Source organism: Galbibacter mesophilus, assembly GCF_023721415.1.
GTDB lineage: Bacteria > Bacteroidota > Bacteroidia > Flavobacteriales > Flavobacteriaceae > Galbibacter > Galbibacter mesophilus.
The window spans coordinates 790,840-817,610 of sequence record NZ_JAMQVC010000001.1; the positions used below are offsets into that span (position 1 = coordinate 790,840).

Here is a 26,771-nt window from a genome sequence, read left to right on the forward strand (position 1 = left end):
TATGAAGATAGATACATTTGACGTTTTTGTAGTAGGAAGTGGCGTTGCAGGCCAAAGAGTGGCATATGCCTGTGCAAAAGAAGGGTTAAAGGTGGCTGTTGCCGATAATCGTGAATTTGGCGGGACCTGTGCAAATAGAGGCTGTGATCCAAAAAAGGTGATTTTAGCGGCTACGGAAATTGTTCAAAAGGCGACCGACTTGGAAGGGAAGGGAATTAGCGAACTTCCAAAAACCGATTGGAAGCAAGTGATGGAATTTAAAAAGAAATTCACGGCCAAAGTCCCAAGGAGAACAGAAGAAAATTTGGAAGAGGCAGGTATAAAAATGTACCATCAATCGCCAGAGTTTTTAGATAAAAATACCCTACTGGTTGAAGGTAAGAAAGTAGAAGCTAAAAAAATTGTAATCGCTACCGGTCAACATCCTCGAAAATTGGAAATTACTGGAGCGAGTAATTTACTCACAAGCGATAACTTTCTGTCTTTGGAATCGCTTCCAAAATCCATGATTTTTGTTGGTGCAGGTTATGTTGGAATGGAGCTTGCGCACATGGCAGCTCGTTTTGGGGTGGACGTAACCGTTGTGGACCGTTTGGAAGCTCCGCTGTCCAAATTTGATAAAGACATGGTGGAAATATTGGTAAAAGCTTCAGAAGCAATCGGAATTAAATTCATTTTTGATGCTGAAGTTACTTCCGTAGAAAAACTGCAAAAGAATTTTCGACTCAGCTACACGAAAGATAAGAAGGAAAAAGAGGTGAAGGCAGAAATGGTTTTCAATACCTCTGGCAGGGTTCCATCCATTGAAGATTTGAATTTGGAGAAAGGTGAAGTTTCATTCAATGAAAAAGGAATTGAAGTAGATGCATTTCTTCAGAATACTACAAACCAAAATGTTTATGCATGTGGCGATGTCTCCGCTCATGCATTACCCCTAACACCTTTTTCTACTAAGGAAGCAAAGGTGGTTGCCGAAAATATTATTAAAGGGAATACTACAAAAGCAACCTTGGAGGTTACTCCTTCGGTGGTGTTTACCCTGCCTAATGTGGCTTCCGTAGGAATTACAGAAGAAGAGAGTAAAAAACTAAAAAAAGAGGTTGAGATAAAGACAGCCACTGTACCCTATTGGTTCAATGCTAAACGAATTCATACCGAATTTTACGCCTATAAAACCATCGTAGAAAAAAATACCGGAAAAATCTTAGGCGCTCATCTAGTTGGCCCACAAGCTGCAGAAGTCATTAATTTATTCGCAATGGCAATTTACAACGGAATGACAGCAACTGATTTGAAGGGCATGGTTTTAACCTATCCAAGTTGGGGGAGTGACATTCAAAGCATGGTTTAGGAACGTAATCGCTGTTTCAATTTAACAAACGGACTAGTAGCTCTGTTTCTAAATCCGTGTAACATAACGTATATAGCAATCACTGCAGCACCACCCAGAGCTACAAAAGCAATGTTTTCTTGCGTTTCTTGATGTCTAACATAAATGGCAACCAATGCCCAAACACCAACGAGGGCAAATTCTCTCATATTCCTTTTGAAAATCATCAGAATATTTAAAATTGTAGCAATGACTATCATTAAAAATGTCCAAGAAACTTCTGATAGTCCGCCGCCATCAAAACCGATTTTCGTAAGAAATGCAGCAATGTTGGCAATAGTAGCAACGGCAATCCAACCAGAGTAAATACAAATTGGCCACCACACAAAAGCAATAATTTCTATAGGAGCATCCCACTTTTCCATATTATTGGAAAGTACTATTTTCAATAAAGAATAAAGAATTATGAGCATCAAAAATACGGAAGTAAGGATAAAGTCGTAATGAAAGGCAATCACCCAAAGCGCATTGGCAATATTGGCAATAGCAAAATTATAACCCATCTTTTGAATGAATTCCGAAGCTTTTTTACTGAAAAATGCTCTTCTTATTTGAAAAGCCACAAAGGCAATTAGTCCTAAATAAACTATTCCCCAAATTGAAAACGCATAACCCGCAGGTGTAAATAAGTTTTCATATTGACTGCTTACTTCTCCGATTGTAGTTCCATTAAGGCGAAATGCCTGAGAAATGTAATTAACTAGAATGACCGCAATTACACTGGATGTATTTAAAATGGCTAAGCGTTTTATTAAAGTGGCCATAATTATTGCTTATAAATTTTACCGTCTTTCATAACAAAAACAACATTCTCTAATGTTTTAATATTGTCTATCGGATTTTGTTCCACAGCAATAATATCTGCTAAAAAACCAGGAGCAATTTGCCCTAATTCATTCTCTTTTTTAACAATTTTTGCATTGGTAATCGTCGCCGATTGAATGGCTTCCATTGCTGGCATTCCAGCTTCTACCATATAGCCAAATTCTTTAGCATTATCTCCGTGGATAAAAACTCCTGCATCAGTTCCAAATGCTATAGGAACCCCTTTTTTATAGGCTCTACCAAAAGTATTTTGAATTTTCGGACCAATATTTAACGCTTTCGGCACAATAACATCTGGGTAATATCCATCTATTTTTGCTTTTTCAGAAACCGATTTACCTGCCGTAATGGTAGGAACCAAATACACATCATGTTCCTTCATAAGTTCCATTGTCTCATCGCTCATTAAAGTACCATGCTCAATGGTTTTAACACCACCCTTTATGGCACGCTGCATACCTTCGTCTCCATGCGCATGTGCAGCCACATGGAAATCGTAATCAGCAGCAGTTTCGCAAATCGCTTTAATTTCTTCTAAAGTAAATTGAGGATTTTGCCCGTTTTTGGCGACGCTCAGCACACCTCCCGTGGCTGTTATTTTAATAAGGTCGGCTCCATTCTTATAACGTTGCCGCACCGCTTTTTTCGCTTCATCGACTCCATTAACCACGCCTTCCTTGGGTCCTGGGTCTCCTTGCAGATCTTTTCGGTAACCATTGGTTGGGTCTGCATGCCCACCAGTAGTTGCTAAGGATTTCCCAGCAGTAAAAACACGTGGACCATAAACTTTCCCTTGGTTAATAGCATTTCTTAAGGCTATGTTTACGCCACTACCCCCTAAATCTCTTACCGTTGTAAACCCTGCCATCAAGGTTTTTAATGCAATTTCTTGTGAGGTAAATGCTACATCTGCATCATTCAAGGTAAACTCCTGTAAGTAAGCGTTGGGATTGGTTTCAGATTCCATATGCACATGAAAATCCATTAACCCAGGCAAAACTGTTTTATCCTTTAGATCGATAATTTGATCATCTGTGTTGCTTGGTTGAAGATAACCATCTTTTAAATCCGTTATTTTATTCCCTGAGACCACGATGGTTTTTTCCTTTAAAAGTTTACCGTTTTTGGTATCGATAACTTTGCCACAATGGAGATATGTATTTTGGGCATTGCTGCCAATACTGAGGAATAAAAAACAGAGAACTAGGAACGATGTTAACTTCATAAAGTGATTTTTAATGTTGCGCACGTTAAGATCGCACTTTTTGTTCCCATTTCCAAGCGGATTGCATTGCCTCATCCAATGTAGATTTTGCTTTCCAGCCAAGCTCATTATTTGCTTTGGTGGTATCTGCATAAGCGGCGATGACATCGCCTTGGCGGCGATCTACTATTTTATAATTCAGTTTTTTATCAGATACTTTTTCGAAGCTCTTGATAACTTCCAATACAGAACTTCCCGTTCCCGTGCCTACATTAAATACTTCGTAATTTTGTTTGTTCTTATTTTCAATAAGTCGTTCCAAGGCAACGACATGAGCTTTTGCCAAATCCACAACATGAATATAATCACGGATGCATGTGCCATCTTCCGTTGGATAATCGTCACCAAAAACGGAAAGTTGCTCCCGAAGTCCAACACCGGTTTGGGTGATAAAAGGTACAAGGTTTTGAGGAACTCCTAACGGTAATTCACCTATTTCCGCACTTTCATGTGCTCCGATAGGATTGAAATATCGTAAAGAAATAGCTTTGATATTATTGTGCACTTTACACGTGTCTTGAATAATCTCTTCACCGATTTGCTTAGTGTTTCCGTAAGGAGATTCAGCTTTTTTAACTGGCGCATCTTCCGTTATTGGCAAGTTATCTGCTTGCCCATACACCGTACACGAAGAGCTAAAAATAAAAGAAGTATCGTCTTTTACCGATAGTTCTTTCAGCAAATAAATAAGCGTGCTCAAATTGTTTTCGTAATAAAGCAACGGCTTTTCCACACTTTCCCCAACTGCCTTGGAAGCAGCAAAATGGATAACACCTTTAAGGTCGGAATGTTTTTTAAAGAATTGGGATACCGCATCTTTTTCGCGCAAATCCAGTTTTTCGAACAACGGTTTTTTGCCAGTGATAGCGGCAATACCCTCAAGAACATCCGTAGAAGAGTTGGAGAGGTTGTCTATTATCACGACTTCAAAGCCTTTGTTTTGAAGTTCTACCACCGTGTGCGAGCCTATAAAACCGAGTCCTCCGGTTACAAGTATTTTCATGAAAGTCTGTTTGGTTAGTTTATGAATTCTTTGATTTTATTAGTAATAAAAATTATTTGTTCATCGTCAAGTTCGGTATGCATTGGTAAGGAAATCACTTCCTTCACCAGCCGATTGGTAACTTCGAAATCAGCTTCATTGTAGCGTTCGTCTTGATAAGCTTTTTGTTTATGCAGTGGAATCGGGTAATAAACTCCACATGGAATACCATTTTCATTTAAAAACTTCACCAACTCATCCCTTTTCCCGTTGGTAATACGTAAAGTATATTGATGAAAAACATGGCAGTTACAAGTGTCGCAAATCCCATCTTTTCCGCAAGGAGCATTCAAATAAGGAGTAATAATATGATTGGTATCTTTTAAAGCTGCAGTATACTTAATAGCCGCTTCCCTTCTTTTTTGGTTGTAACTATCTAAAAGTGGTAATTTGGCACGTAAAACAGCGGCTTGAATAGAATCCAAACGCGAATTTACACCAACAACATCGTGGTGGTAGCGTTCGTACATTCCGTGGTTTACTATACCACGAAGGGTATGAGCCAATTTATCATCATTTGTAAAAATAGCACCTCCATCTCCATAACAACCTAAATTTTTAGATGGAAAAAAAGAAGTCGCCCCAACATGACCGATGGTTCCGGATTTTTGCTTTTTACCGTTTTTAAAGGTGTAATCGGCTCCAATTCCTTGAGCATTATCTTCAATAACATATAAATTATGCTCATCTGCAATCTCCATAATGGCTTCCATATTTGGACACTGACCAAAAAGGTGTACCGGCACTATGGCTTTAGTTTTAGGAGTAATCGCTTTTTTTAGCGCATCTATATCAATATTAAAAGTATCTGGTTCCACATCTACCAAAACCGGTGTAAGTTGCAATAGGGCTATTACTTCTACGGTAGCTGCAAATGTAAAATCTACTGTAATTACTTCATCGCCCGGCTTAAGGTCTAGTCCCATCATGGCAATTTGCAAAGCGTCGGTGCCGTTGGCGCAGGGGATTACGTGTTTAACATCTAAATATGCTTCCAATTCCTTTTGAAAATTCTGTACTTCCGGTCCGTTTATAAATGCGGCCGACTCTAAAACTTCAGTAATGGAATTGTTAACTTTCTCTTTTATGAATTCATATTGACCCTGCAGGTCAACCATTTGTATTTTTCTCATGGAAATACTGTCTTAAGTAACAACAAAATTACAAAATTAAGTTTCCATGCCTAATCTATTAACAGAAAGTAACGTATTTTTAGCCGCAAAAGAGGTAAGGTGTTTTTTTTATACAATATTCTGGTTTATATAACGTCATTTTTTGTGAAAATAACTTCTATTTTCAATGATAAATTGAAGCTATTTGTAAACGGACGGAAAGATGTTTTTGAGAAATTAAATAGGCAGATTAGCAAAGAAGACAAAGTAATTTGGTTTCACACAGCTTCTTTGGGCGAATTTGAGCAAGGGCTACCTGTAATTGAGGAAGTGAAAAAAGATTTTTCGGATCATAAAATTTTGGTCACTTTTTTTTCGCCCTCCGGTTACGAAGTGAAAAAAAACACTACCGTTGCTGATATTGTTTGCTATCTTCCCCTGGACACTAAACGAAATGCAAAACGCTTTTTAAAATTTGTATCGCCCGAGCTTGCTATTTTCGTAAAATATGAGTTTTGGCCAAATTATCTTTTTCAGCTGAAAAAACAGAACGTGCCAACCTTGCTTATTTCCGGAATTTTCAGGGAGCGACAATCATTTTTCCATTGGTATGGTGGATTTATGAGGAATTCATTGCAGACCTTCAATCATTTTTTCGTTCAGGATGAAGCATCTAAATTACTGCTGAAGAATATTAATTTTACGAATGTCACTGTTAGTGGGGATACACGATTTGATAGGGTTTCCGAAATTTTGGAGCGTGATAATGCTTTGAAGTTTGTTGAAGAATTTAAACAAGATAAATTATGCTTTGTGGCTGGTAGCACATGGCCAGAAGATGAAAAAATTCTAATTGACTATATAAACGAAGATGCTTCAGGAAAAGTAAAATACATTATTGCCCCACACAACATTAAGCCCGCATTAATTGAAAAGTTAAAAACGGAAATCACCAAAAAAACAATTCTTTTTTCACAAAAAGAAGGTAAAGCAACAAGTGATTACGAAGTACTTATTTTAGACACCATTGGTTTGTTGACCAAAGTGTATAGTTATGCGGATATTGCGTATGTTGGAGGCGGAATGGGAAACACTGGTCTTCACAATACTTTGGAACCAGCCGTTTTTGGAATTCCGGTACTCATTGGCAAAAACTATGAGGGCTTTATTGAAGCAGAAAAACTGGTGAAATTAGGCGGAATTATTTCTATAAAAAATAAAAATGATTTTTTCGAAAGAGCAAGTCATATTATTGATAATCAAGACCATTTAAATAAAATTGGTGCAATCAATAGTACTTATATAAATAAAAATAAGGGTGCTAAGATCCAAATAGGTAGTTATATTCGTAAATTACTTAAATGATTTTTGCGGCATCTATAAAATTATCAAGAATGTGCGAAAATTATTTGCTAACGAATGAAATATATTACTACATTCGTGTTGCAAAATTTAAGTAAATAATTAAACAAAGAAAACCATGAAAAAAGTAATTTTAAGTTTAGCTCTTGTATTAGCAATGGGATTAACAGTTGTTTCTTGTAAAGAAACTACAAAAGAAAAAACAGAAGATGCAGTAGAAAGCGCTGCTGAAGATGTAGAAGAAGCTGCTGAAGATACTGGAGCTGCAATGGAAGAAGCTGCTGAAGACACTGGTGATGCTATCGAAGAAGCTGCTGAAGACACTAAAGAAGGTGTTGAAGAGGCTGCTGAAGAAGTAGAAGAGGAAGTTGACGCTGCTGCTGATAAAGCTTAATACCTAAAGGATTTTTTCTTTATAGGAATAAAACCCGATGCCAGGCATCGGGTTTTTTGTTTTTAGTGGTTTCCTACTATTTTTTGAAGAAAATTTAATCATTCTACAAAATTTCAGTATATTTATATAGTCATTATGACTATATATAATTAATTTCCTCTAAACCGAAATTTTATGAATGCTGAAGCTATTAAGAATGAGTTTGATAAGAAAGGTTATTATCTAGCAAAAAATGTTTTTTCCAAAGATGAAATAGCGACATTAGAAACTTCCTTTGACAAAATTGTGCATCAATTAGAGCGCTCATCAGATGCAATCGACGCCACTTGGGAAGGAGAGGCTATAAAAACCATTAAAAGCAGTAAAGATCGCATTGTACACACTCACAACGTGCATAAATATTCCTCCGAATGGATGAGAGCGATGTTCCATCCTAAGTTCCTCGAGTATGCGAAAGCGATATTAGGTGAGAATGTTGTATTGCATCATAACAAATTATTTCAAAAACCTGCTTCAAACGGTGCGCCCTTCCCTATGCATCAGGACTGGTCGTATTTCCCTACAGAAAAAGATACTATGATTGCTGGTATTGTCCATGTTTCTGACGCCACAGATGAAATGGGATGCCTACGTGTGTACGAAGGCAGCCACAAACTTGGAAGATTGAAGGGCACCAACGGTCAAGAAAAAGATATTCATGGAATCTTGGAAAAATACCCGATTGAAAAGGCTAAAATTTTAGAGGCCAAAGCAGGTGATGTTTTATTTTTTCATTACTTCACCTTGCATGGCTCGATGCCAAACCGATCCAAAAATACCAGAAAAACAGTTTTAATGCAGCTCCTGGAAGGTGCAGACCGAATAGAAGAGGGTGTAGATCATCCAAATGAAGCATTGGTCCTTAGCGGATGGAACTACGCTAGCACTAGAAGTAGTGCCGGTAAATAATCTGGAATAGTCGAATGTTCTTAAGATAATGCTTTAGCATTAGCTTTTACCGAAGAAAGAATTGTAATAAAGAAACCCAGCCTTTCAGACTGGGTTTTTTAATTTAGACAACTTACTATTTAGCTTTTAGGCTTCATTTCTACGGATTTCAACTTGATGAGGATAAGGAATTTCAATTCCTGCTTTATCGAGCGCTAACTTGCAACCTTCAATGGTTTCAAAGTACACATCCCAGTAATCCTCTGGCTTACTGTACGGTCTTACGGCGAAATTTACGGAGCTGTCCGCCAATTCTGAAACATTCACAGAAGGAGCCGGAGCTTTTAAAACTTTCGGATTAGAAGTTAGGACCTCTAAAAGTACTTCTTTGGCAGTCTTTATATCTTCGCCATAACCTACTCCAATGGTAGTATCTACCCTTATTTTTCCTTCCACTGTGTAATTTACAATGTTTCCATTAGCCATAGACCCATTTGGGATTATAGCAAGTTTATTTTGTGGCGTAATAAGTTTAGTATTGAAAATATCAATTTCTTTTACCACTCCTAGTTCTCCTTGCGCCTCAACCAAATGGCCAATCTCATAAGGTTTAAAAATGATAATTAAAACACCGCCAGCAAAGTTCCCTAATGAACCCTGCAAAGCCATACCTACCGCAAGACCAGCAGCGGCAATAATCGCTGCAAAGCTAGTTGTTTCTACACCTAAGGTTGAAATAACCGTAACAATCAAAAAGACTTGCAGAAGCATGGAAACCAGCCTTACCAAGAATTTTTGCAATGACTCATCATACTTCTTTTTGCTCATTAAATTCTTAAGAGTCTTGGTGATTTTCTTGATAACCCAAGAACCAATTACAAAGATTAAAATTGCTTTTAGAATTGGAATTCCGTAAGTAGTTACGTATGAAATAATTTTTTCTGGTTCAATATTTTCCATAATGTAATGTGTATTTAAACCGTAAAAATAACAATTTATGAGAAAATAAACTGTATTAATCATGAATAATTACGACATTCGAAATAGCTTCAAAATCAACCAGCCTCGTAATCCATCGGTATGTAGAAGAAATAAAAAGCAAAGGCTTATGATGAACTGCAGAAAAACTTCATAAACAGAATGATATTATATAAGTACCACGGTTTACTCTATAAAAAAAGCCATTTGATTCTTATCAAATGGCTTTCTAATATTTTTGAAAGTAAAATCTTAGTGATTCAACTCTTCTTCATTTTCTTGTAAAGGAACGGTTTGCGGAACAAAATCCTGTCCCGGAATCACATATTCACCATCCTCGTTGGTTTTACTGTAATCGTAAGCCCATCTGTGAACTTCAGGAATAGCTCCAGGCCAGTTTCCATGAATGTGCTCCACAGGAGTTGTCCATTCGATAGTATTCGAATTCCATGGGTTTTGAGGTGCTTTCTTTCCGTAGAAAATACTGTGAACAAAGTTCCAAGCAAATATCAACTGAGCAGCACCAGCGATTAATGCGAATACTGTCATCACCACTTGAACGTTTGTTAAATCATCAAACATCGGGAAGTTAGTGTTCGTATAATAACGTCTTGGAACACCTGCCATTCCCACAAAGTGCATCGGGAAGAAAACCCCGTAAGCACATATAGCTGTAATCCAGAAATGGATATAACCAAGGTTTTTGTTCATCATTGTTCCAAACATTTTAGGATACCAGTGATAAATACCGGCAAACATACCATACAGTGCAGAAATACCCATTACCAAGTGGAAGTGAGCTACCACGAAGTACGTATCGTGTACATTAATATCCAATGCACTGTCCCCTAAAATAATTCCTGTTAAACCCCCTGTAATGAAAGTAGAAACCAAACCAATAGAAAACAACATGGCTGGATTCAACTGCAGGTTTCCTTTCCAAAGTGTGGTTATATAGTTAAATGCTTTTACTGCGGAAGGAATTGCAATCAACAAGGTTGTAAATGTAAATACAGATCCCAAGAAAGGGTTCATACCAGATACAAACATGTGGTGACCCCACACAATCGTTGATAAAAATGCAATCGCTAATATAGAAGCAACCATCGCTCTATATCCAAAAATTGGCTTTCTAGAGTTGGTAGCAATAATTTCTGAAGTAATCCCCAATGCCGGTAACAATACAATGTAAACCTCTGGGTGGCCTAAGAACCAGAAAAGGTGCTCAAACAATACTGGCGACCCACCTTGATAATGTAATACCTCCCCTTGAATAAATATATCTGATAAGAAGAATGAAGTACCAAAACTTCTATCCATAATCAACAACAAAGCTGCAGATAAAAGTACAGGGAAAGAAACAATACCAATAATAGCCGTTACAAAGAAAGCCCAAATAGTAAGTGGCAATCTAGTCATAGACATTCCCTTAGTTCTAAGGTTGATTACAGTAACAACGTAATTTAAAGACCCCAATAAAGAGGAAGCAATAAATATAGCCATAGAAACCAACCAAAGTGTCATTCCTAGTCCAGAACCTCCTTGTGCTTGAGGCAATGCACTTAACGGCGGATAAATAGTCCATCCGGCAGCTGCAGGACCAGCTTCAACAAATAAAGATATAACCATGATGATACTGGAAACAAAAAATAACCAGTAAGAAACCATGTTCATAAATCCAGAAGCCATATCACGAGCACCAATTTGCAACGGAATTAAAAGGTTACTAAATGTACCACTCAAACCTTGCGTAAGAACAAAGAACACCATTATTGTACCGTGAATGGTAACCAAAGCCAAATAAATGTTTGGATCCATAACACCGTCTGGTGCCCATTTCCCTAATAAAACCTCAAAGGTTTTAAAAGATTCACCAGGCCAAGCTATCTGCATTCTGAAAAGTAATGACATAGCAATACCGATAACACCCATTATCAAACCGGTGATAAGGTATTGTTTTGAGATCATTTTATGATCCTGGCTGAAGATATATTTAGTTATAAATGTTTCTTTATGATGATGTCCATGATCATGTGCGTGATCTTCTAGGTGCGTATCTGATGCGTGTGCTGACATAATCTTTTCTTACTTTAATGTTTTAATATAATTTGATAAATTATTTATTACTCTGCGGATGCTATGGTTTCTTTAAAAGTTTGTTGACCATCCAACCAAGCATCGAACTCCTCTTGAGATTCTACTACAATCTTCATCTGCATATTATAGTGTGAAGAACCACAAATCTTGTTACATAGCAATACATAATCAAACTCCCATGCATCTGCATTATCGTCTCCGTTTGCTCTTCTTTCAGCTCTAATTTTATTTATCTTCTGAACTTTTTCCGATATATCCGGATCCAATCTCATTTCTTCCGTAGTAATTGTTGGTGTAAAAGAGAATTGCGTAATCATACCGGGAACACAGTTCATTTGCGCTCTAAAATGCGGCATGTAAGCAGAGTGAAGCACATCTTGCGAACGCATTTTAAAGATTACCTTTCTTCCGACAGGTAAGTGTAATTCAGTTTGAGAAACGATATCATCTTCTCCATAAGAATCCGCTTCATCAATACCAATTACATTGTTTTTATTAATGTCTATCAATCGAACATTAGCTTGCCCAAGAACATTGTCATCACCAGCATAACGAGCCTTCCAGTTAAATTGCTGTGCATAAAGTTCGATAATTATAGGATCTCCTTCTTCTTCATCGATGTCCATTAAGGTAGTCCAAGTGAACAATCCGTAAAGAATAAGACCTGCCAAAACAACTACAGGAATAATCGTCCAGATAAATTCCAATTTGTCATTATCTGCATAGAATAACGCTTTTTTACCCACTTGTCCTCTGTACTTGTAAGCAAAGAAGTACAATAACGCTTGGGTTACAATCTGTACAAAGAAGATTAGCGCCATAGAAATACCCATAAGGTTATCATACTGTGGCCCGTGCTCAGAAGCAGGTGTTCCAAGAATCACATCTCCCCATGCGTAGAAAGAATAAATAGTTAAGAGGTAGATGAAGATTAAAAATCCAAACATCAAATACCCATTTATTTTGTTGTCTTTGTCATTTGCGATCTGAGAATCGTCTGATCCACTTTGGGACAATTCAAAAATCTTAGTCATTTGCCAAATGGCAATCGCAACAAGTAGAAGAACAATTATAGTTAATAAAGCAGTCATCGTATATATCCTGTTTACTTTTTAAAATTTAATTAATAATGAAAGTGTTTACTTTCTTCCAAGAATGGATTTCTTTTCGCCACGAATGACGGTGTTTTAGCAAGTGCACTGAACACTACAAAGATAAACAAGCCTAAGAAGAAAAGTATGCTTCCAATTTCCGGTACTCCAAAACTCCACAATTCACCCACCGTAGAAGGCATTACTATTTGGAAAATATCCATGTAATGTCCTATCAAAATACTAATACCAGCCATCATTACAAACCAATTTACACGTTTGAAATCACTGTTCATTAACACTAAGAATGGGAATACAAAGTTAAACAATAACATTCCGAAGAACACTAAATTATAATGTTCTATTCTGGTAAGGAAGTAACCAGCCTCTTCTGGGATGTTCGCATACCAAATAAGCATAAACTGTCCGAACCAAAGATACGTCCAGAAAACACTTAGACCGAACATAAATTTAGCTAAATCATGTAAGTGGCTATCGTTAACATACTCCAATAATCCTTTTGATTTTAGGTACATAGTAACCATCGCAATAACAGTTACTGCCGAAACAAACATACTTGCAAAAACATACCATGCAAATAAAGTACTGTACCAGTGTGGCTCTAATCCCATAAACCAGTCCCAAGCCATGATAGACTCTGTTACGAAGAAGAACAATAAAAAGAATACTGAAATTTTAAAGTTCTTTCTGTAGTAAGTATTGTCATTTGCTTCATCTTGTGCATATGAATTTTTAACTGCAAAGTGTCTATACAAAACCCAACCAGCTAAAAAGATTGCCGATCTAATTAAGAAGAACGGTATGTTTAAATATCCTTTTTTAAGTTGAAGTATTCCATCGTGTGCCATTACTTCAGGATCCATCCAAATGTAAAGATGGTTCATGTGAAATGCAGAAGTAAGTACAAAGAAAACGTACAAAATCACCGCACCAGGAAAAAGGTAAGCGCTAATCGCTTCCATAACCCTAAATAACAATGGCGACCAACCCACTTGCGCAACATGCTGAATAGCATAAAATACAAGTGCTCCCAAAGCAATCATAAAAAAGAAAAACGCAGCTATAAGTACTGCCGCCCAAGGACGGTTCTGCAATTTACTCAACGTGTGCTCATCATGGGAACTGTGCGTGGCCGCATCCTGTCCGTGAGCCACTTCACCATGATGACCTTCCTCGGCCTCTGCATGATGTGTAACTTTAGGTTCGTGGTGCGTACCAACTTCCTCATGATGCCCTTCTCCATGACCACCACCATGACCGTGCGCATCTGCAGCAACCATAGCTTTTGCCTCTTCCACAGTAGATGGAGAACTAATAAAACCGTATCCTATCCCAAGAATCCCAACTATCATTAAAACGATAGAGGCTATCTTTAATCTATTTGAAAACGTGTACATATCTTGATCTCTTCTTTTTGATACTTGATTTTTATTATTTATTCTCTAAATCTGCTTTCAGGGTCATAACATATTCTGTTACTTGCCAACGCTCCTCTTCATTAAGTTGATTGGCATATGATCCCATGGCGTTTAATCCGTATCGGATTACATGGTAAACACTCCCCTCAGTGATTGCTCTACCTGCATCGTCGTAACTAGGAACCCCTAATATTTTTTCACGATCAACTAAGATACCTTTACCATCTCCCTTTTCACCGTGACAAACAGCACAATAAATATTGAACAGGTCTTCTCCTTTTCTTAGGTAATCTTCTGTTAGCGTAGAGTCTGCATTTCTATACGTTTCAAAAGGCATTGGGTTCGTAAGGTTTGCCTTAGCATCTGAATACCCTTGTAAAGTATTTGGATACTCGTAAGGCATGTGTCCTCTCGCTACCGTACCTTCAACAGGCAACTGTGCTTCTTTACCATTCCTAAATGCATCTGTTTTCTGGTAGGTTTCGTACCCTACAGATTCGTACATGTTAGGCATGTATTGATAATTTGGTGTCGATTTATCTTGACATGAAGTTACCAAAGCAACCATGCCCAAAACAATCCCTATGTTTACAAAAACTCTCATTTCGTATAATTAATGCTTTTCTGAAACTTTAACTTCCACTGCACCTGTGTCAACTAAAAGTCGTGTTAATTCGTCTTCGTTGTTATTCAAAGTAACTTCCATTAAAAAATGGTCGTCTGTAGTTCTTACATCTGGGTTCTCAGCTTTTTTAAATGGCCATAATTTACTTCTCATATAAAAAGTAATTACCATTAAGTGAGCTGCAAAGAAAACCGTCATTTCGAACATAATTGGTACAAAGGCCGGCATGTTTTCAATAAAACTAAAACTTGGTTTACCACCAATGTTTTGAGGCCAATCTTCAATCATGATGAAATTCATCATCAATACAGCTACCGTAATACCAACACATCCATACATAAAAGATGTTATGGCTATTCTTGTTGGCGCCAAGCCCATTGCTTTATCTAGACCGTGTACAGGAAAAGGTGTATAAATCTCCTCAATATGATGATGCGCCTCTTTAACACGCTTTACTGCCGACATTAAAATGTCGTCATCATTGTATATCGCTTGTATAACTTTTGAAGCCATAAATTACTTTATTAAATTTTTTGCTTGACCTGCCCAATCATCTCTTTGTGCTCTTCCTGGGAATTTTCCAGTTATCGCATCCAAAAGATTATATTCTTTTTCAGACATTCTACTTACTTGTTCGTAGGTATAGATTCCTATTTGGTTAAGTGTCTTTTCCATCACAGGTCCAATCCCATCAATTTTCTTCAAGTCGTCTGCCTTATCTTCTTTTTCGTTAAATGTTCCAAGAGCCGCAATTAGCTTTGCTTGCTTTTCAGCATCAATAGCAATACTTTCTGAAGAAGTTTCCTTAGTTACTTCAGCAATATCAGAAGTTCTGTTATCTGCTGCTGTACCTACCAAACTATTTCCAGAATCGCGTAATCTTTTATAACGCTCACCAGAAGATTTCAAAATTGTTTTTACCTCTGCCTGTGCAATTACAGGGAATGTTCTAGCGTAAAGAAGGAACAGCACAAAAAAGAATCCAATAGTTCCTAAAAAAATACCTACATCTACAAAAGTTGGAGAGAACATAGACCATGAAGATGGTAAGTGACCTTTACTTAGGTTAATCACGATAATATCAAAACGCTCAAACCACATCCCGATGTTAATAATGATAGAACAAATAAAAGACCACATATAGTTTCTTCTCAACTTTTTAATCCAAAGCGTTTGTGGAACTACGAAGTTACAAATAATAAGCGCCCAGAAAGCCCACCAATAAGGACCTGTAGCCGCACCTATAGAAAGGTAGGTATAATCTTCGTAATTACTTCCAGAGTACCATGCAATAAAAAACTCTGTGATATACGCCACACTCACAATACCTCCCGTTAAAAGGATTACTTTGTTCATGTACTCAATATGCACTCTAGTAATATACGCTTCCAGATTGGAAACTTTACGCATAATGATAAGAAGCGTAAGTACCATTGCAAATCCAGAGAAAATCGCCCCTGCTACGAAGTAAGGAGGATAAATTGTACTGTGCCAACCAGGAATAACCGAAGTAGCAAAGTCAAAAGATACAATGGTGTGTACAGAAAGTACTAAAGGAGTTGCTAAACCGGCCAATACCAAAGATACTTCTTCGAATCGTTGCCAATCTTTCGCTCTACCACTCCATCCAAAACTTAATAAACTATATATTTTTTTCTGAAAAGGTTTTACAGCTCTATCACGTAACATCGCGAAATCGGGCAATAAACCTGTCCACCAGAATACCAATGATACCGAAAGATATGTAGAGATCGCAAATACGTCCCAAAGTAATGGTGAGTTAAAGTTAACCCAAAGAGAACCGAACTGGTTTGGAATAGGCAATACCCAATAAGCTAACCAAGGTCTCCCCATGTGGATGATTGGAAACAATCCCGCCTGAACAACCGAGAATATGGTCATTGCCTCTGCAGATCTGTTTACCGCCATTCTCCATTTTTGACGGAAAAGTAACAATACAGCAGAAATCAAGGTTCCTGCGTGACCGATACCTACCCACCATACAAAGTTGGTGATATCCCAAGCCCATCCAATGGTTTTGTTTAATCCCCATACTCCAATACCAGTAGATATGGTATAGATAATACAGCCCAATCCCCATAGGAAGGCCACTAAAGCTATTGAAAAGACAATCCACCATTGTTTGTTTGCCCTACCTTCTACAGGAGCAGCAACGTCTACAGTAACATCGTGGTAAGATTTTTCTCCCGTTACTAAAGGTTCACGTATAGGTGCTTCGTAATGCGACGCCATAATACTTTATATAATTATTCTTATTAATTTCTTTTTTTATGCTTCTTCTGTATTTCTAACTTTCGTGTGGTAGAATACATTCGGTTGCGTTCCTTTAAATCCAAGTAAGTGATACATACGGTTGTTTTCTTTCAACTCTACTATTTCACTTTCCTTGTCATTCACATCCCCAAACTTAATAGCTCCCGTGCTACAAGCCGCAGAACATGCTGTTTTGAACTCACCATCTTTAATAACTCTACCTTCTCTTTTGGCGTCCAGAATTGTTTTTTGTGTCATTTGAATACACATAGAACATTTCTCCATAACCCCTCTAGACCTAACAGTTACATCTGGATTCAACACCATTCTTCCTAAGTCATCATTCATATGGAAATCAAACTCATCATTTTCACTGTACAAGAACCAGTTGAAACGACGTACTTTGTAAGGACAGTTATTTGCACAGTAACGAGTACCCACACATCTATTGTAAATCATTTGGTTTTGACCTTGCTTACCATGTGATGTCGCCGCTACCGGACAAACAGTTTCACAAGGAGCATGATTACAGTGCTGACACATTACAGGCTGGAATGCTACCTGAGGATTCTCAGATGGATGCTCCAACTCATGATACGTACTAATAGAGTTTGGCGCTGCTTCCACTTTTGCCGCATCTCCGTCAAATGTTTCTTCAGAAGAATAATATCTATCAATACGCAACCAGTGCATATCCCTGTACTTTCTCACTTCACTCTTACCTACAACTGGAACGTTGTTTTCTGCATGACATGCAATTACACAAGCCCCACAACCTGTACAGGCATTTAAATCTATAGAAAGGTTAAAATGATGACCAATACTAGAGTCGAACTTCGTCCACAAATCTGCTTCTGCGATAGGCACCTCTTGGTGATTTACAGAAACTTCTGGCTGAGGATTCCACTCATGACTATTTTTAGTATTGAAAATCTCTAGAGATGTTTCACGAAGGATGTCATTTCTTCCATCCATAGTACTCTTCATTTGCACAGATGCAAACTCATGCGTACCAGAAACTTTCTCAATCTTAACTTCTTGAGTATTGTTGAAACCTACATAAAGCGGATACGCATTTACTCCGGTTTTCATTTCTTCTTTTACACCTAAGGACCTACCATATCCAAAAGAAAGACCAATTGTTCCTTTTGCTTGACCTGGTTGAATTAAAGCAGGAACCTTATCTAAAACAACACCATTTACGGTAAGTTTCACATAATCTCCATTTAAACCACCATTAGAAACGGTGTAGTTTTCCAATCCTAGTGATTCCGCATCAGCCAAGGAAATGGTAATATAGTTATCCCAAGTGTTTCTAGTAATTGGATCTGGCAATTCCTGCAACCAAGGATTGTTTGCTTGTTGACCATCTCCCATTGATGTTTTAGGATACAACACCAACTCCATTCCTTTTGTAGTGGCTCCTGAAAGATTTCTCACCGCTGTAGCCACAGATGCAACCGCTGCTTCAGCATTAACTGAATCTACAGGCTCGGCATCTGTTGTTGTTTCTGAAGTTTCTTCTGAATTTTCTTCAGCAATAACATTTCCAGAACCAACAAAAACACCATCGTGCAATGCACTACCCCATGAACTTCCACCTAAAATTGAAGAAGTCCAAGCATCTTTTATATAATCATGATAGCTAACGTCGCTACCCATCCATTTCAATAAAGAATCTTGAAACTGTCTTGTATTGAATAACGGACGAATAGTTGATTGCATCAAACCATAATGTCCTTTTTTAATCTCTGTGTCTCCCCAAGACTCTAAATAATGCGGAGCCGCAGCAATATAACCCGTTTTAGCAGCTGTTTCATCTTCTTTTAAAGAAAACGCAACAGAAAGACCTACCTTAGATAGACCTGCCTCAAACTCAGCAGCATTTGGCAATGAATAAACAGGGTTTACGCCACTTGTTATTAACACACCAACGTTACCAGCATTCATATCTTTCACCAAAGCATTTACTTGCGCAGCATTACCCTGACGTGTATATCTTGGATTCTCTGTATCTACAACAACACTTCCAATGGTTTCATTAATCGATAAAACCACTTTTTGTGCATCAACATCATTTATACCCGTAACCACAACCGCATTTCTTCCAGCTCTCGCTACTTGCGCAGCAGCATTCTTAACAGCCTCTTCTACTTTTGCAGGAAGTTCTCCTCCTACCGATTTTCCATTAAGGAAACCATAGAATTTAGCTAAAGCTACTTTTTGCTGAGAAGCAGTCAAAGGAATTCGCTTATCGGCACTTGCACCTGTTAAGCTTAAATTGGATTCAAACTGAATATGACGAGACATTTTTCCTTCAGAAGGAATTCGTCCTTTTGCATACCCTGAATCAAAGCCTCCTCCTTGCCAATCTCCTAAGAAATCCGCACCGAAAGAAACGATTACTTCCGCTTTAGAAAAATCATAATCCGCCAAAGCTCGAGTTCCATAAGAAGCTTCAAAAGCATTTAGCGCAGCATCTTCTGAAATGGCATCGTATTGAACATGCTTTACATTTCCAAATTTGGAAGAGAATTCAGCAATCAACTTTTTTGTAGACGGACTCGCGTAAGTTTGGGTCAACAAAACAATTTGTTTACCTGCAGCGTTGGCACTGTTTAATCCAGCCATAACACTTTTATCCAAGTCTTCCCAAGAAACGTACTCACCGTTTGCCTTAGGCCCTTGAACGCGCATGCTGTCATACAATCCCAAAATAGAAGCATGAACCCTTGCATTTGCTCCTCCGTTTACTTTTGCATCAGTATTGTTCTCAACTTTTATAGGACGACCTTCTCGAGTTTTGATCAATATGCTTGCAAAATCATATCCATCTGCAATAGTGGTAGCATAATAATTTGCTTTACCCGGAATAATACTTTCCGGTTGAACCACGTAAGGAATCGATTTTTTCACAGGCCCTTCACAAGCCGCCAAAGAAGCAGCAGCAGTAGAGAAACCTACATATTTAAGAAAATCACGTCTACTTGTAGACGAAGAACCCAATGAATCTTTATCACCTAAAAACTCATCGTTCGGGATTTCCTCAACAAACTCATTCTGTTTAAGCGTCTCAGCGATAGAGCTATTTGGATTAAGCTCCTCAACACTTGACCAGTATTTTTTGTTTGATGCCATGTTATATTTAACTATTTTAATCAGCCCGCCAAACAGGCCTTTCTTAGATTCTTATTATTAGTCTCTTTTCGAGAATTTCTTAATAGTGACACTTAGCACACTCCGTAGCTCCTAATTGTGCAGCCGTCACTTCTTCTACACCATATTTTTTTGAAAGCTCTTCGTGTATCTTTTTATAATATTCGTTCCCTTCCATTTTAACATTGGTCTCACGGTGACAGTTTATACACCAACCCATTGTTAAAGGAGCTTCTTGATGAACGATTTCCATTTCCTGAATAGGACCGTGACATTCTTGACAAGCGATTCTACCCACAGTTACGTGCTGTGAGTGATTAAAGTAAGCGAAGTCAGGAAGATTATGGATTCTCACCCATTCCACTGCTTGCGTCTCTCCAGTATATCTTTGATTTTCTACATCCCAACCAACTGCTTTGTAAAGCTTAGCGATTTCACCATCGTAGAATTCTTTAGAATATTCAGCGGTAGCTGTTTCTTCAGCAACCTCAGGAATACTTTTATGACAGTTCATACAAACATTTAAAGAAGGAATTCCAGAATGCTTGGATGTTCTTGCAGAAGAGTGACAGTACTTACAATCGATACCATTATCACCCGCGTGAATTCTATGCGAATAGTGAATTGGCTGAATTGGTTGATACCCTTGATCTACACCTACCTGCATAAAGTACCCAAAAGCAAAGTATGCAGAAGCCAGTAACAAGAATATAACCGAAACCAATACCAAAAATTGATTCTTAACGAAAGCTTTCCAAAGTGGCATTCTTTTTTCCTGCTCCGGAAAAACAACACCGTTAGCTTCTGCTATTCTTCGTAATGTTTTGTTCACCAAGAACAACATCACTACAAGAACACCAAAAACCAGGATCAATGCCCCTAAAATAATTTCATTACCAACACCGCCTTGAGCAGCACCACCTTCAGCAGTTTTCGCACCAGCAACATCCGCAGCAGGCTTTTCTTCTTTAGGAGCTGATGTATAAGCAAGAATATTATCAATATCTTGATCACTCAATTGAGGAAAAGCCGTCATAACGGCAGGCTTATACTCTTCCCAAATTTTAACAGCCTCTTCATCTCCAGACTTAATTAAAGCCTGACTGTTCTTAATCCATTTCTGCAACCACTCTCTGTCATGCTTTTCAGCAACACCTCTTAACGCTGGACCCGTCATCTTTCTGTCCAAATGGTGACAAGCGGCACAATAGGTGTTGAACAATGACTTTCCTTCAGCAGGATCCCCTGCTTGATCTTGAGCAAATAAAGAAGTTGTAAAAAATAGCAGAAATGCTAATCCGATACCTAAAATTCTTGAAATTGAATTACGGTGTACCACCTTTTTCATATTAGAATATGTGTTATCTATCATAAATTGGCACGGCTTTTATACTTAACTGAATAAAAAACCGTTTTTTTAATCGAGCACAAAAATACGACATAGACTCGATTTGGGAAATGTTACAGAAGCGTTAACACATAATTTATACCAATTCTAAATAATAAAAATACACTTTAAAAAAAATAATAGATTTACATTTGCACAAAACAGCATTCATTATGAGAATATTAGGCTACAAAGATTCCATGGCATTGGCCATTTCCACGCTAGTTTTCAGCGGGTTTTGCCTTGCACAAAACAATGTTAAAACACCTCCGGCCAAAGGAAAAATAAACATTGAACAAGACGCACGTATTGAAAAACTAGTTGCTTATAAAACTACTTTAAATAAAACTGCTACTGAAAAGCGTTATCGCATTCAAATTTACAACGGAACTCTTGAAGGAGCCGAGAAGGCAAAACGCGACTTTAACGGTGCTTTTGAAGACTTAACTAGCGAAATAGTATTTGAAACCCCAAACTATAAAGTGCGTGTTGGAAAATTCAGGACACGATTGGAAGCGGACAGATATTTACTGGAAGTTAAAAAAGAGTATCCAAGCGCATTTTTATTGCAGCCTTAAACTCAGTTATCATTCACATTTTAGCGTGACATGACGCTATTATAACAAAACAAAAAAAGCGGCTGAAAAGCCGCTTTTTAATTTATTTAAAGTCCGTTTATTACTTTAATTTCTTCTTCACTTCTACTTCACGGAAACTTTCTACTACATCACCCTCTTGGATGTCGTTGTAGTTCTTAATTTGAAGTCCGCAATCATAACCTTTAGAAACTTCCTTAACGTCATCTTTAAATCGTTTCAATGAAGCCAATTCACCGGTAAAGATAACCACTCCATCGCGAATTAATCTTACACCAGAGTTTCTATAGATTTTACCATCCGTTACCATACAACCTGCAATGGTTCCCACCTTAGAGATTTTGAAAGTCTCTCTAATTTCTGCAGTACCTGTAATTTCTTCTTTCAACTCTGGAGACAACATTCCTTCCATCGCATCTTTAAGATCGTTAATGGCATCGTAGATGATTGAATAGGTACGGATATCGATTTCCTCTCTATCAGCAACCGATCTAGCGTTACCCATTGGCCTAACATTAAACCCAATGATAATTGCATCTGAAGCAGAAGCCAATAACACATCAGACTCAGTGATTGGTCCAACGGCTTTGTGAATGATATTGATATGAATTTCTTCCGTAGAAAGTTTCTGGAACGAATCTGTCAAGGCTTCCACAGAACCATCCACATCACCTTTCAAGATAATGTTAAGCTCTTTAAAGTCACCCAATGCAATACGCCTACCAATTTCATCCAACGTAATATGACGTTGCGTTCTAACTGACTGCTCTCGCTGTAACTGCGTACGCTTGGTAGCAATCTGTTTCGCTTCACGCTCATCTTCATACACATTGAACTTATCTCCCGCCTGTGGCGCTCCATCCAATCCTAAAATTGAAATTGGAGTTGAAGGACCAGCTTCTTTGATGTCGTTTCCACGCTCATCTTGCATAGCCTTCACTTTACCACTGTGCGTTCCTGCCAACACGTAATCTCCAATTCGTAAAGTACCCGCCTGAACCAAAACAGTAGAAACATATCCTCTACCTTTGTCCAAGTAAGCCTCTACTACCGTACCGTTAGCAATTTTATTCGGATTTGCTTTCAGCTCTAAAATTTCAGCTTCCAACAATACTTTTTCCAATAGCTCTTGTACACCTTGACCTGTTTTAGCAGAGATATCATGGGACTGGATTTTACCACCCCAATCTTCTACCAAAAGATTCATTTGTGCCAAGCTTTCTTTAATTTTATCTGGATTTGCCGTTGGTTTATCCACTTTATTTATAGCAAAAACAATTGGCACACCAGCCGCTTGCGCGTGACTAATTGCCTCTTTTGTTTGCGGCATCACATCGTCATCCGCAGCTACTACGATAATAGCAAGGTCGGTTACCTGAGCTCCACGTGCACGCATTGCCGTAAACGCTTCGTGACCAGGAGTATCTAAAAAGGCAATCTTTTGACCTCCCTTAAGAGTAACACCATAAGCACCGATGTGCTGTGTGATACCTCCACTTTCTCCAGCAATTACATTTTCTTCCCTGATATAATCAAGTAAAGACGTTTTACCGTGGTCTACGTGACCCATTACCGTAACAATTGGTGCACGATCTTTTAGATCTTTTGGATCATCCTGAACCTCTTCAACTGCTTCTTCAATATCTGTAGTAATGAACTCAACTTCGTAACCAAATTCATCTGCAATAATGGTTAATGTCTCAGCATCCAAACGCTGATTCATTGTTACCATCATTCCTAATGACATACAAGCCGAAATAATTTGTGTAACCGAAACATCCATTAAAGTTGCCACTTCACTTACCGTTACAAACTCGGTAACCTTAAGCACTTTGCTTTCTGCTTCTTGCTGCGCAAGCTCTTTCTCAGATTTCTGTCTGTGGAAATCACGCTTTTCACGACGGTACTTCGCCCCTTTGGATTTATTGGACTTTCCTTGAAGTTTTTCCAAGGTTTCCCGTACTTGTTTTTGAACTTCTTCCTCCGTTGGCTCTACCTTTTCTACAGGAGCATTTCTTCTACCTTTTCCACGTTGGTTTCGGTCTTTAGAGAACCTTCCTCCGCCAGTATTTTGTCTAGGACCTTTATTATTGTTATTGTCCTTACTTATTCTACGACGGCGTTTTTTCTTATCATCTCCACCTTTATCGTTGCCTTTAGGTTCTTCTTTCTTCTTCTTCGGTTTATTGAATTGAGAAAGGTCTATTTTTTCCCCTGTAAAATTAGGCCCTGATAATTTGGTATATTTTGTTTTCACCTGTTCAGAATCCACCTCTTCACCATCAACGATGATTTTTTTGGTTTCTCTAGGAGCCTCAGGCTCTTTTTTAACAGGTTTAGGCTCTTCTTTTGGTTTTGGCGCTTTTGGAGCTTCCTCCTTCGCCTTAACAGGAGTTTCTTCTTTTTTCTCTGGTTTGGCTTCAACAGGCTTTTCAACCTTTTCTTCCTTCACCTCTGCCTTTTTAACTTCAGGCTTTTCTTCCGCTTTTGCAGCTACTTTCTCCTCCTTTTCTTCTTGTTTAGGGGCAGACGGCTGTTGCTCTTTTGACTCCTCTTTGGCTTCAGCAGCAGGCTGCTCTTTCTTGCCATCAAGATCTATTTTACCTACTGTCTTAGGCCCAGTTAGATTTGCCTTTGCTTTAACAACCTCTTGCTCCTCTTGTTTTTGGCGCTTTAGCTCATTCTCTTTCTCCAGCTCTTGCCTTATCGCCTCCTTTTCTTTACGCTTTTCTTCCCCTACTTCTTTAGAAGCTACTTTCTTGCTCCTGTCAGTCTGAAACTCATCCAAGAGAACGTTGTAAACCTCATTAGTAATTTTTGTGGTAGGGCGCGCCTCCACATCATGACCTTTAGACGATAGAAACTCTACCGCTCGGTCTAATGAAATGTTTAACTCTCTTAAAACTTTATTTAGCCTCAATTTTGCGCTTTCAGCCATATAATATTTATTATCCTAAATTTTATTCGCCCAACAAGTGAGCTTTTTTGTTTTTGCACTTTCCTTCCGAAGAAGAAAAAAGCAATATTCCTTGTTATTAATAATACCTCGCAGGCAAGCCCTTTTTACTGGAAATAAGTAAAGAAATTAATCTTCAAACTCCTCTTTTAAAATTCTAACCACCTCTTGAATAGTTTCCTCTTCAAGATCGGTTCTTTTAACCAAATCACTTACCTCTTGGTCTAGAACACTTTTAGCCGTATCCAAGCCTATTTTTCTGAACTCTTCAATAATCCATGCTTCAATTTCATCAGAAAATTCTGTTAACTCAACATCCTCTTCAACTCCTTCTCGAAGCACGTCTATTTCGTAACCGGTTAATTGTCCGGCCAAACGTATGTTAAAACCACCCTTACCGATAGCCTTAGAAACCTCTTCTGGTTTTAAAAGAACTTCAGCATGTTTGGTTTCGTCGTTCAAAGTTACCAAACTTACCCTTGCCGGACTCAATGCACGGCTAATAAACAACTGCGGATTGTTGGTAAAATTGATAACATCTATGTTTTCATTTCCTAATTCACGAACAATACCATGAATTCTAGATCCTTTCATACCCACACAAGCTCCAACAGGATCGATTCTATCATCGTAAGAATCTACTGCCACTTTCGCTTTCTCTCCTGGGATACGAACTACTTTTTTCACGGTAATCAATCCGTCAAAAACTTCAGGAATTTCCTGTTCGAATAATTTTTCAAGGAACTCTGGCGCAGTCCTAGACATAATAATCATCGGCTTATTTCCTTTCAACTCCACACCTTCAATGATACCTCTTACGTTTTCTCCTTTTCGGAAGAAATCAGAAGGTATTTGCTTGTCCTTCGGAAGGATAATTTCGTTCCCTTCATCATCCAACAAAATAACCGCCTTATGACGAATATGATGAACCTCAGCAGTATAAATCTCACCGATAAGGTCTTTAAACTGCTTGTAGATAGTTGTATTATCGTGTTCGTGGATTTTAGAGATAAGATTTTGACGTAATGCCAAAATAGATCTTCTACCCAAATCGATCAACTTCACCTCTTCAGACACATCTTCCCCTACTTCAAAATCGGGCTCAATCTTACGTGCATCAGTTAAAGAAATCTCTTGGTTGTCGTCTTCCACTTCATCATCTGCAACCACAATTCGGTTTCTCCAAATCTCCAAATCCCCTTTATCAGGGTTTATAATGATATCAAAATTATCATCCGATCCAAATTTTTTCTTAAGGGCATTTCTGAATACGTCTTCCAAAATGGCCATTAACGTTACACGATCTATGAGTTTATCGTCTTTAAACTCAGAAAAAGATTCGATCAATGCAAGATTCTCCATGTCAATTTCTTAATTAAAATGTTATCATCACTTTAGCTTCCACAATATCCGCAAAAGGGATTTCTTTTTCATACTTTACAGTAACCTTTCCTTTCCCTACTGGCTTTGGCTCCCTAGCCTTCCAGTGTAAATGTATTCCTTCATCGGTTACCGCAGTGAGCTCTCCTTCAAATTTATCTTCGGCAGTTGTTATTTGAAACTTTCTGCCAATATTTTTTTTGTACTGTCTGTTGTTCACAATAGGCTCTGTAGCCCCTGGGGAAGTCACTTCCAATGAGAAATCCATCTCTTCCCTGTCCAAATTGTGTTCTACATGCCTGCTTACCGCAATGCAATCTTTCAAAGTAACCCCATTATCACCATCAACAATCACTTTGATTTTGTTATCTGGGGTTATGGAGAAATCTATCAAGAAAAGTGATTTTTTCTCCTCAAAAACTTCATTTAAAAGCGTTGTTACCCTTTCTTTCAACATCTAATATTAGTATAAAAAG

Annotated in this window: 21 protein-coding genes; 5 read left to right on the plus strand and 16 right to left on the minus strand. The window is 38.1% G+C overall.

Annotation, left to right across the window (positions count from 1 at the left end):
• Position 1 precedes the first annotated feature (1 nt).
• On the plus strand, positions 2-1,351 hold the full coding sequence (locus tag NDQ75_RS03415; RefSeq protein ID WP_202027975.1) for a dihydrolipoyl dehydrogenase family protein: 1,350 nt from the start codon (positions 2-4) through the stop codon (positions 1,349-1,351).
• Here NDQ75_RS03415 and NDQ75_RS03420 read toward each other — a convergent pair.
• The 4 genes from NDQ75_RS03420 to NDQ75_RS03435 are packed head-to-tail and all read right to left on the minus strand — an operon-like array spanning position 1,348 to position 5,654.
• The gene (locus NDQ75_RS03420) at positions 1,348-2,154 is read right to left on the minus strand and encodes a tryptophan-rich sensory protein (RefSeq protein ID WP_202027976.1); all 807 of its coding nucleotides are present in this window, start codon (positions 2,152-2,154) and stop codon (positions 1,348-1,350) included. The two genes, NDQ75_RS03415 and NDQ75_RS03420, sit on opposite strands and share 4 nt — an antisense overlap.
• 2 nt (positions 2,155-2,156) lie before the next feature.
• Complete coding sequence (locus tag NDQ75_RS03425) at positions 2,157-3,440, minus strand: metal-dependent hydrolase family protein (RefSeq protein WP_202027977.1); 1,284 nt, start codon at positions 3,438-3,440, stop codon at positions 2,157-2,159.
• Between the two features lie 25 nt (positions 3,441-3,465).
• Complete coding sequence (gene galE, locus NDQ75_RS03430; RefSeq protein WP_202027978.1) at positions 3,466-4,482, minus strand: UDP-glucose 4-epimerase GalE; 1,017 nt, start codon at positions 4,480-4,482, stop codon at positions 3,466-3,468.
• A gap of 14 nt (positions 4,483-4,496) precedes the next feature.
• Entirely contained in the window at positions 4,497-5,654 is a 1,158-nt protein-coding gene (locus NDQ75_RS03435) for a DegT/DnrJ/EryC1/StrS family aminotransferase (RefSeq protein WP_202027979.1), read from the minus strand.
• A 99-nt stretch (positions 5,655-5,753) separates the two neighbouring features.
• Between NDQ75_RS03435 and NDQ75_RS03440 the strand changes: the two genes are divergently transcribed.
• From NDQ75_RS03440 to NDQ75_RS03450, 3 genes are all read left to right on the plus strand, one after another.
• On the plus strand, positions 5,754-6,998 hold the full coding sequence (locus NDQ75_RS03440) for a 3-deoxy-D-manno-octulosonic acid transferase (protein WP_202027980.1): 1,245 nt from the start codon (positions 5,754-5,756) through the stop codon (positions 6,996-6,998).
• Positions 6,999-7,113: 115 nt separating this feature from the next.
• On the plus strand, positions 7,114-7,389 hold the full coding sequence (locus NDQ75_RS03445) for a hypothetical protein (RefSeq protein ID WP_202027981.1): 276 nt from the start codon (positions 7,114-7,116) through the stop codon (positions 7,387-7,389).
• A 174-nt stretch (positions 7,390-7,563) separates the two neighbouring features.
• The gene (locus tag NDQ75_RS03450) at positions 7,564-8,337 is read left to right on the plus strand and encodes a phytanoyl-CoA dioxygenase family protein (RefSeq protein WP_202027982.1); all 774 of its coding nucleotides are present in this window, start codon (positions 7,564-7,566) and stop codon (positions 8,335-8,337) included.
• A gap of 126 nt (positions 8,338-8,463) precedes the next feature.
• Here the strand turns inward: NDQ75_RS03450 and NDQ75_RS03455 are convergent, their stop codons facing one another.
• From NDQ75_RS03455 to NDQ75_RS03495, 9 genes are all read right to left on the minus strand, one after another.
• The gene (locus NDQ75_RS03455; protein ID WP_202027983.1) at positions 8,464-9,276 is read right to left on the minus strand and encodes a mechanosensitive ion channel family protein; all 813 of its coding nucleotides are present in this window, start codon (positions 9,274-9,276) and stop codon (positions 8,464-8,466) included.
• 270 nt (positions 9,277-9,546) lie between these two features.
• Entirely contained in the window at positions 9,547-11,370 is a 1,824-nt protein-coding gene (locus tag NDQ75_RS03460; RefSeq protein ID WP_202027984.1) for a cytochrome c oxidase subunit I, read from the minus strand.
• A 47-nt stretch (positions 11,371-11,417) separates the two neighbouring features.
• A complete protein-coding gene (locus NDQ75_RS03465; RefSeq protein ID WP_202027985.1) occupies positions 11,418-12,482 on the minus strand; it encodes a cytochrome c oxidase subunit II in 1,065 nt (354 codons plus the stop codon).
• Positions 12,483-12,514: 32 nt separating this feature from the next.
• Positions 12,515-13,900, minus strand: a complete 1,386-nt coding sequence (locus NDQ75_RS03470; RefSeq protein ID WP_202027986.1) for a quinol:cytochrome C oxidoreductase — start codon at positions 13,898-13,900, stop codon at positions 12,515-12,517.
• A 34-nt stretch (positions 13,901-13,934) separates the two neighbouring features.
• Positions 13,935-14,525, minus strand: coding sequence for a c-type cytochrome (locus NDQ75_RS03475; protein ID WP_202027987.1), 591 nt, complete (start codon positions 14,523-14,525; stop codon positions 13,935-13,937).
• Positions 14,526-14,534: 9 nt separating this feature from the next.
• A complete protein-coding gene (locus tag NDQ75_RS03480) occupies positions 14,535-15,059 on the minus strand; it encodes a DUF3341 domain-containing protein (RefSeq protein ID WP_202027988.1) in 525 nt (174 codons plus the stop codon).
• A 3-nt stretch (positions 15,060-15,062) separates the two neighbouring features.
• Complete coding sequence (nrfD, locus tag NDQ75_RS03485) at positions 15,063-16,799, minus strand: NrfD/PsrC family molybdoenzyme membrane anchor subunit (RefSeq protein ID WP_202027989.1); 1,737 nt, start codon at positions 16,797-16,799, stop codon at positions 15,063-15,065.
• A gap of 36 nt (positions 16,800-16,835) precedes the next feature.
• Positions 16,836-19,958: a TAT-variant-translocated molybdopterin oxidoreductase gene (locus tag NDQ75_RS03490; protein WP_202027990.1), complete on the minus strand. Its 3,123-nt coding sequence runs from the start codon at positions 19,956-19,958 to the stop codon at positions 16,836-16,838.
• A 79-nt stretch (positions 19,959-20,037) separates the two neighbouring features.
• Positions 20,038-21,324 carry a c-type cytochrome gene (locus NDQ75_RS03495; RefSeq protein WP_202028676.1) on the minus strand — a complete coding sequence of 429 codons (1,287 nt, stop codon included), beginning with the start codon at positions 21,322-21,324 and terminating at the stop codon, positions 20,038-20,040.
• A 212-nt stretch (positions 21,325-21,536) separates the two neighbouring features.
• Here NDQ75_RS03495 and NDQ75_RS03500 point away from each other — a divergent pair, with 212 nt between their 5' ends.
• Positions 21,537-21,941: an SPOR domain-containing protein gene (locus tag NDQ75_RS03500; protein WP_202027991.1), complete on the plus strand. Its 405-nt coding sequence runs from the start codon at positions 21,537-21,539 to the stop codon at positions 21,939-21,941.
• A 100-nt stretch (positions 21,942-22,041) separates the two neighbouring features.
• Here the strand turns inward: NDQ75_RS03500 and infB are convergent, their stop codons facing one another.
• From infB to rimP, 3 genes are all read right to left on the minus strand, one after another.
• Positions 22,042-24,897, minus strand: coding sequence for a translation initiation factor IF-2 (gene infB / locus NDQ75_RS03505; protein WP_202027992.1), 2,856 nt, complete (start codon positions 24,895-24,897; stop codon positions 22,042-22,044).
• A 147-nt stretch (positions 24,898-25,044) separates the two neighbouring features.
• Entirely contained in the window at positions 25,045-26,277 is a 1,233-nt protein-coding gene (gene nusA / locus NDQ75_RS03510; protein ID WP_202027993.1) for a transcription termination factor NusA, read from the minus strand.
• 13 nt (positions 26,278-26,290) lie between these two features.
• The gene (gene rimP / locus NDQ75_RS03515; RefSeq protein ID WP_202027994.1) at positions 26,291-26,752 is read right to left on the minus strand and encodes a ribosome assembly cofactor RimP; all 462 of its coding nucleotides are present in this window, start codon (positions 26,750-26,752) and stop codon (positions 26,291-26,293) included.
• Positions 26,753-26,771: the final 19 nt, after the last annotated feature.

Bases quoted from the DNA above. Each gene is read 5' to 3' on its own strand.
- NDQ75_RS03415 (WP_202027975.1), top strand. From the start codon at position 2: ATGAAGATAGATACATTTGACGTTTTTGTAGTAGGAAGTGGCGTTGCA.
- NDQ75_RS03420 (WP_202027976.1), bottom strand. From the start codon at position 2,154: ATGGCCACTTTAATAAAACGCTTAGCCATTTTAAATACATCCAGTGTA.
- NDQ75_RS03425 (WP_202027977.1), bottom strand. From the start codon at position 3,440: ATGAAGTTAACATCGTTCCTAGTTCTCTGTTTTTTATTCCTCAGTATT.
- galE (WP_202027978.1), bottom strand. From the start codon at position 4,482: ATGAAAATACTTGTAACCGGAGGACTCGGTTTTATAGGCTCGCACACG.
- NDQ75_RS03435 (WP_202027979.1), bottom strand. From the start codon at position 5,654: ATGAGAAAAATACAAATGGTTGACCTGCAGGGTCAATATGAATTCATA.
- NDQ75_RS03445 (WP_202027981.1), top strand. From the start codon at position 7,114: ATGAAAAAAGTAATTTTAAGTTTAGCTCTTGTATTAGCAATGGGATTA.
- NDQ75_RS03450 (WP_202027982.1), top strand. From the start codon at position 7,564: ATGAATGCTGAAGCTATTAAGAATGAGTTTGATAAGAAAGGTTATTAT.
- NDQ75_RS03455 (WP_202027983.1), bottom strand. From the start codon at position 9,276: ATGGAAAATATTGAACCAGAAAAAATTATTTCATACGTAACTACTTAC.
- NDQ75_RS03460 (WP_202027984.1), bottom strand. From the start codon at position 11,370: ATGTCAGCACACGCATCAGATACGCACCTAGAAGATCACGCACATGAT.
- NDQ75_RS03465 (WP_202027985.1), bottom strand. From the start codon at position 12,482: ATGACTGCTTTATTAACTATAATTGTTCTTCTACTTGTTGCGATTGCC.
- NDQ75_RS03470 (WP_202027986.1), bottom strand. From the start codon at position 13,900: ATGTACACGTTTTCAAATAGATTAAAGATAGCCTCTATCGTTTTAATG.
- NDQ75_RS03475 (WP_202027987.1), bottom strand. From the start codon at position 14,525: ATGAGAGTTTTTGTAAACATAGGGATTGTTTTGGGCATGGTTGCTTTG.
- NDQ75_RS03480 (WP_202027988.1), bottom strand. From the start codon at position 15,059: ATGGCTTCAAAAGTTATACAAGCGATATACAATGATGACGACATTTTA.
- nrfD (WP_202027989.1), bottom strand. From the start codon at position 16,799: ATGGCGTCGCATTACGAAGCACCTATACGTGAACCTTTAGTAACGGGA.
- NDQ75_RS03490 (WP_202027990.1), bottom strand. From the start codon at position 19,958: ATGGCATCAAACAAAAAATACTGGTCAAGTGTTGAGGAGCTTAATCCA.
- NDQ75_RS03495 (WP_202028676.1), bottom strand. From the start codon at position 21,324: ATGAAAAAGGTGGTACACCGTAATTCAATTTCAAGAATTTTAGGTATC.
- NDQ75_RS03500 (WP_202027991.1), top strand. From the start codon at position 21,537: ATGAGAATATTAGGCTACAAAGATTCCATGGCATTGGCCATTTCCACG.
- infB (WP_202027992.1), bottom strand. From the start codon at position 24,897: ATGGCTGAAAGCGCAAAATTGAGGCTAAATAAAGTTTTAAGAGAGTTA.
- nusA (WP_202027993.1), bottom strand. From the start codon at position 26,277: ATGGAGAATCTTGCATTGATCGAATCTTTTTCTGAGTTTAAAGACGAT.
- rimP (WP_202027994.1), bottom strand. From the start codon at position 26,752: ATGTTGAAAGAAAGGGTAACAACGCTTTTAAATGAAGTTTTTGAGGAG.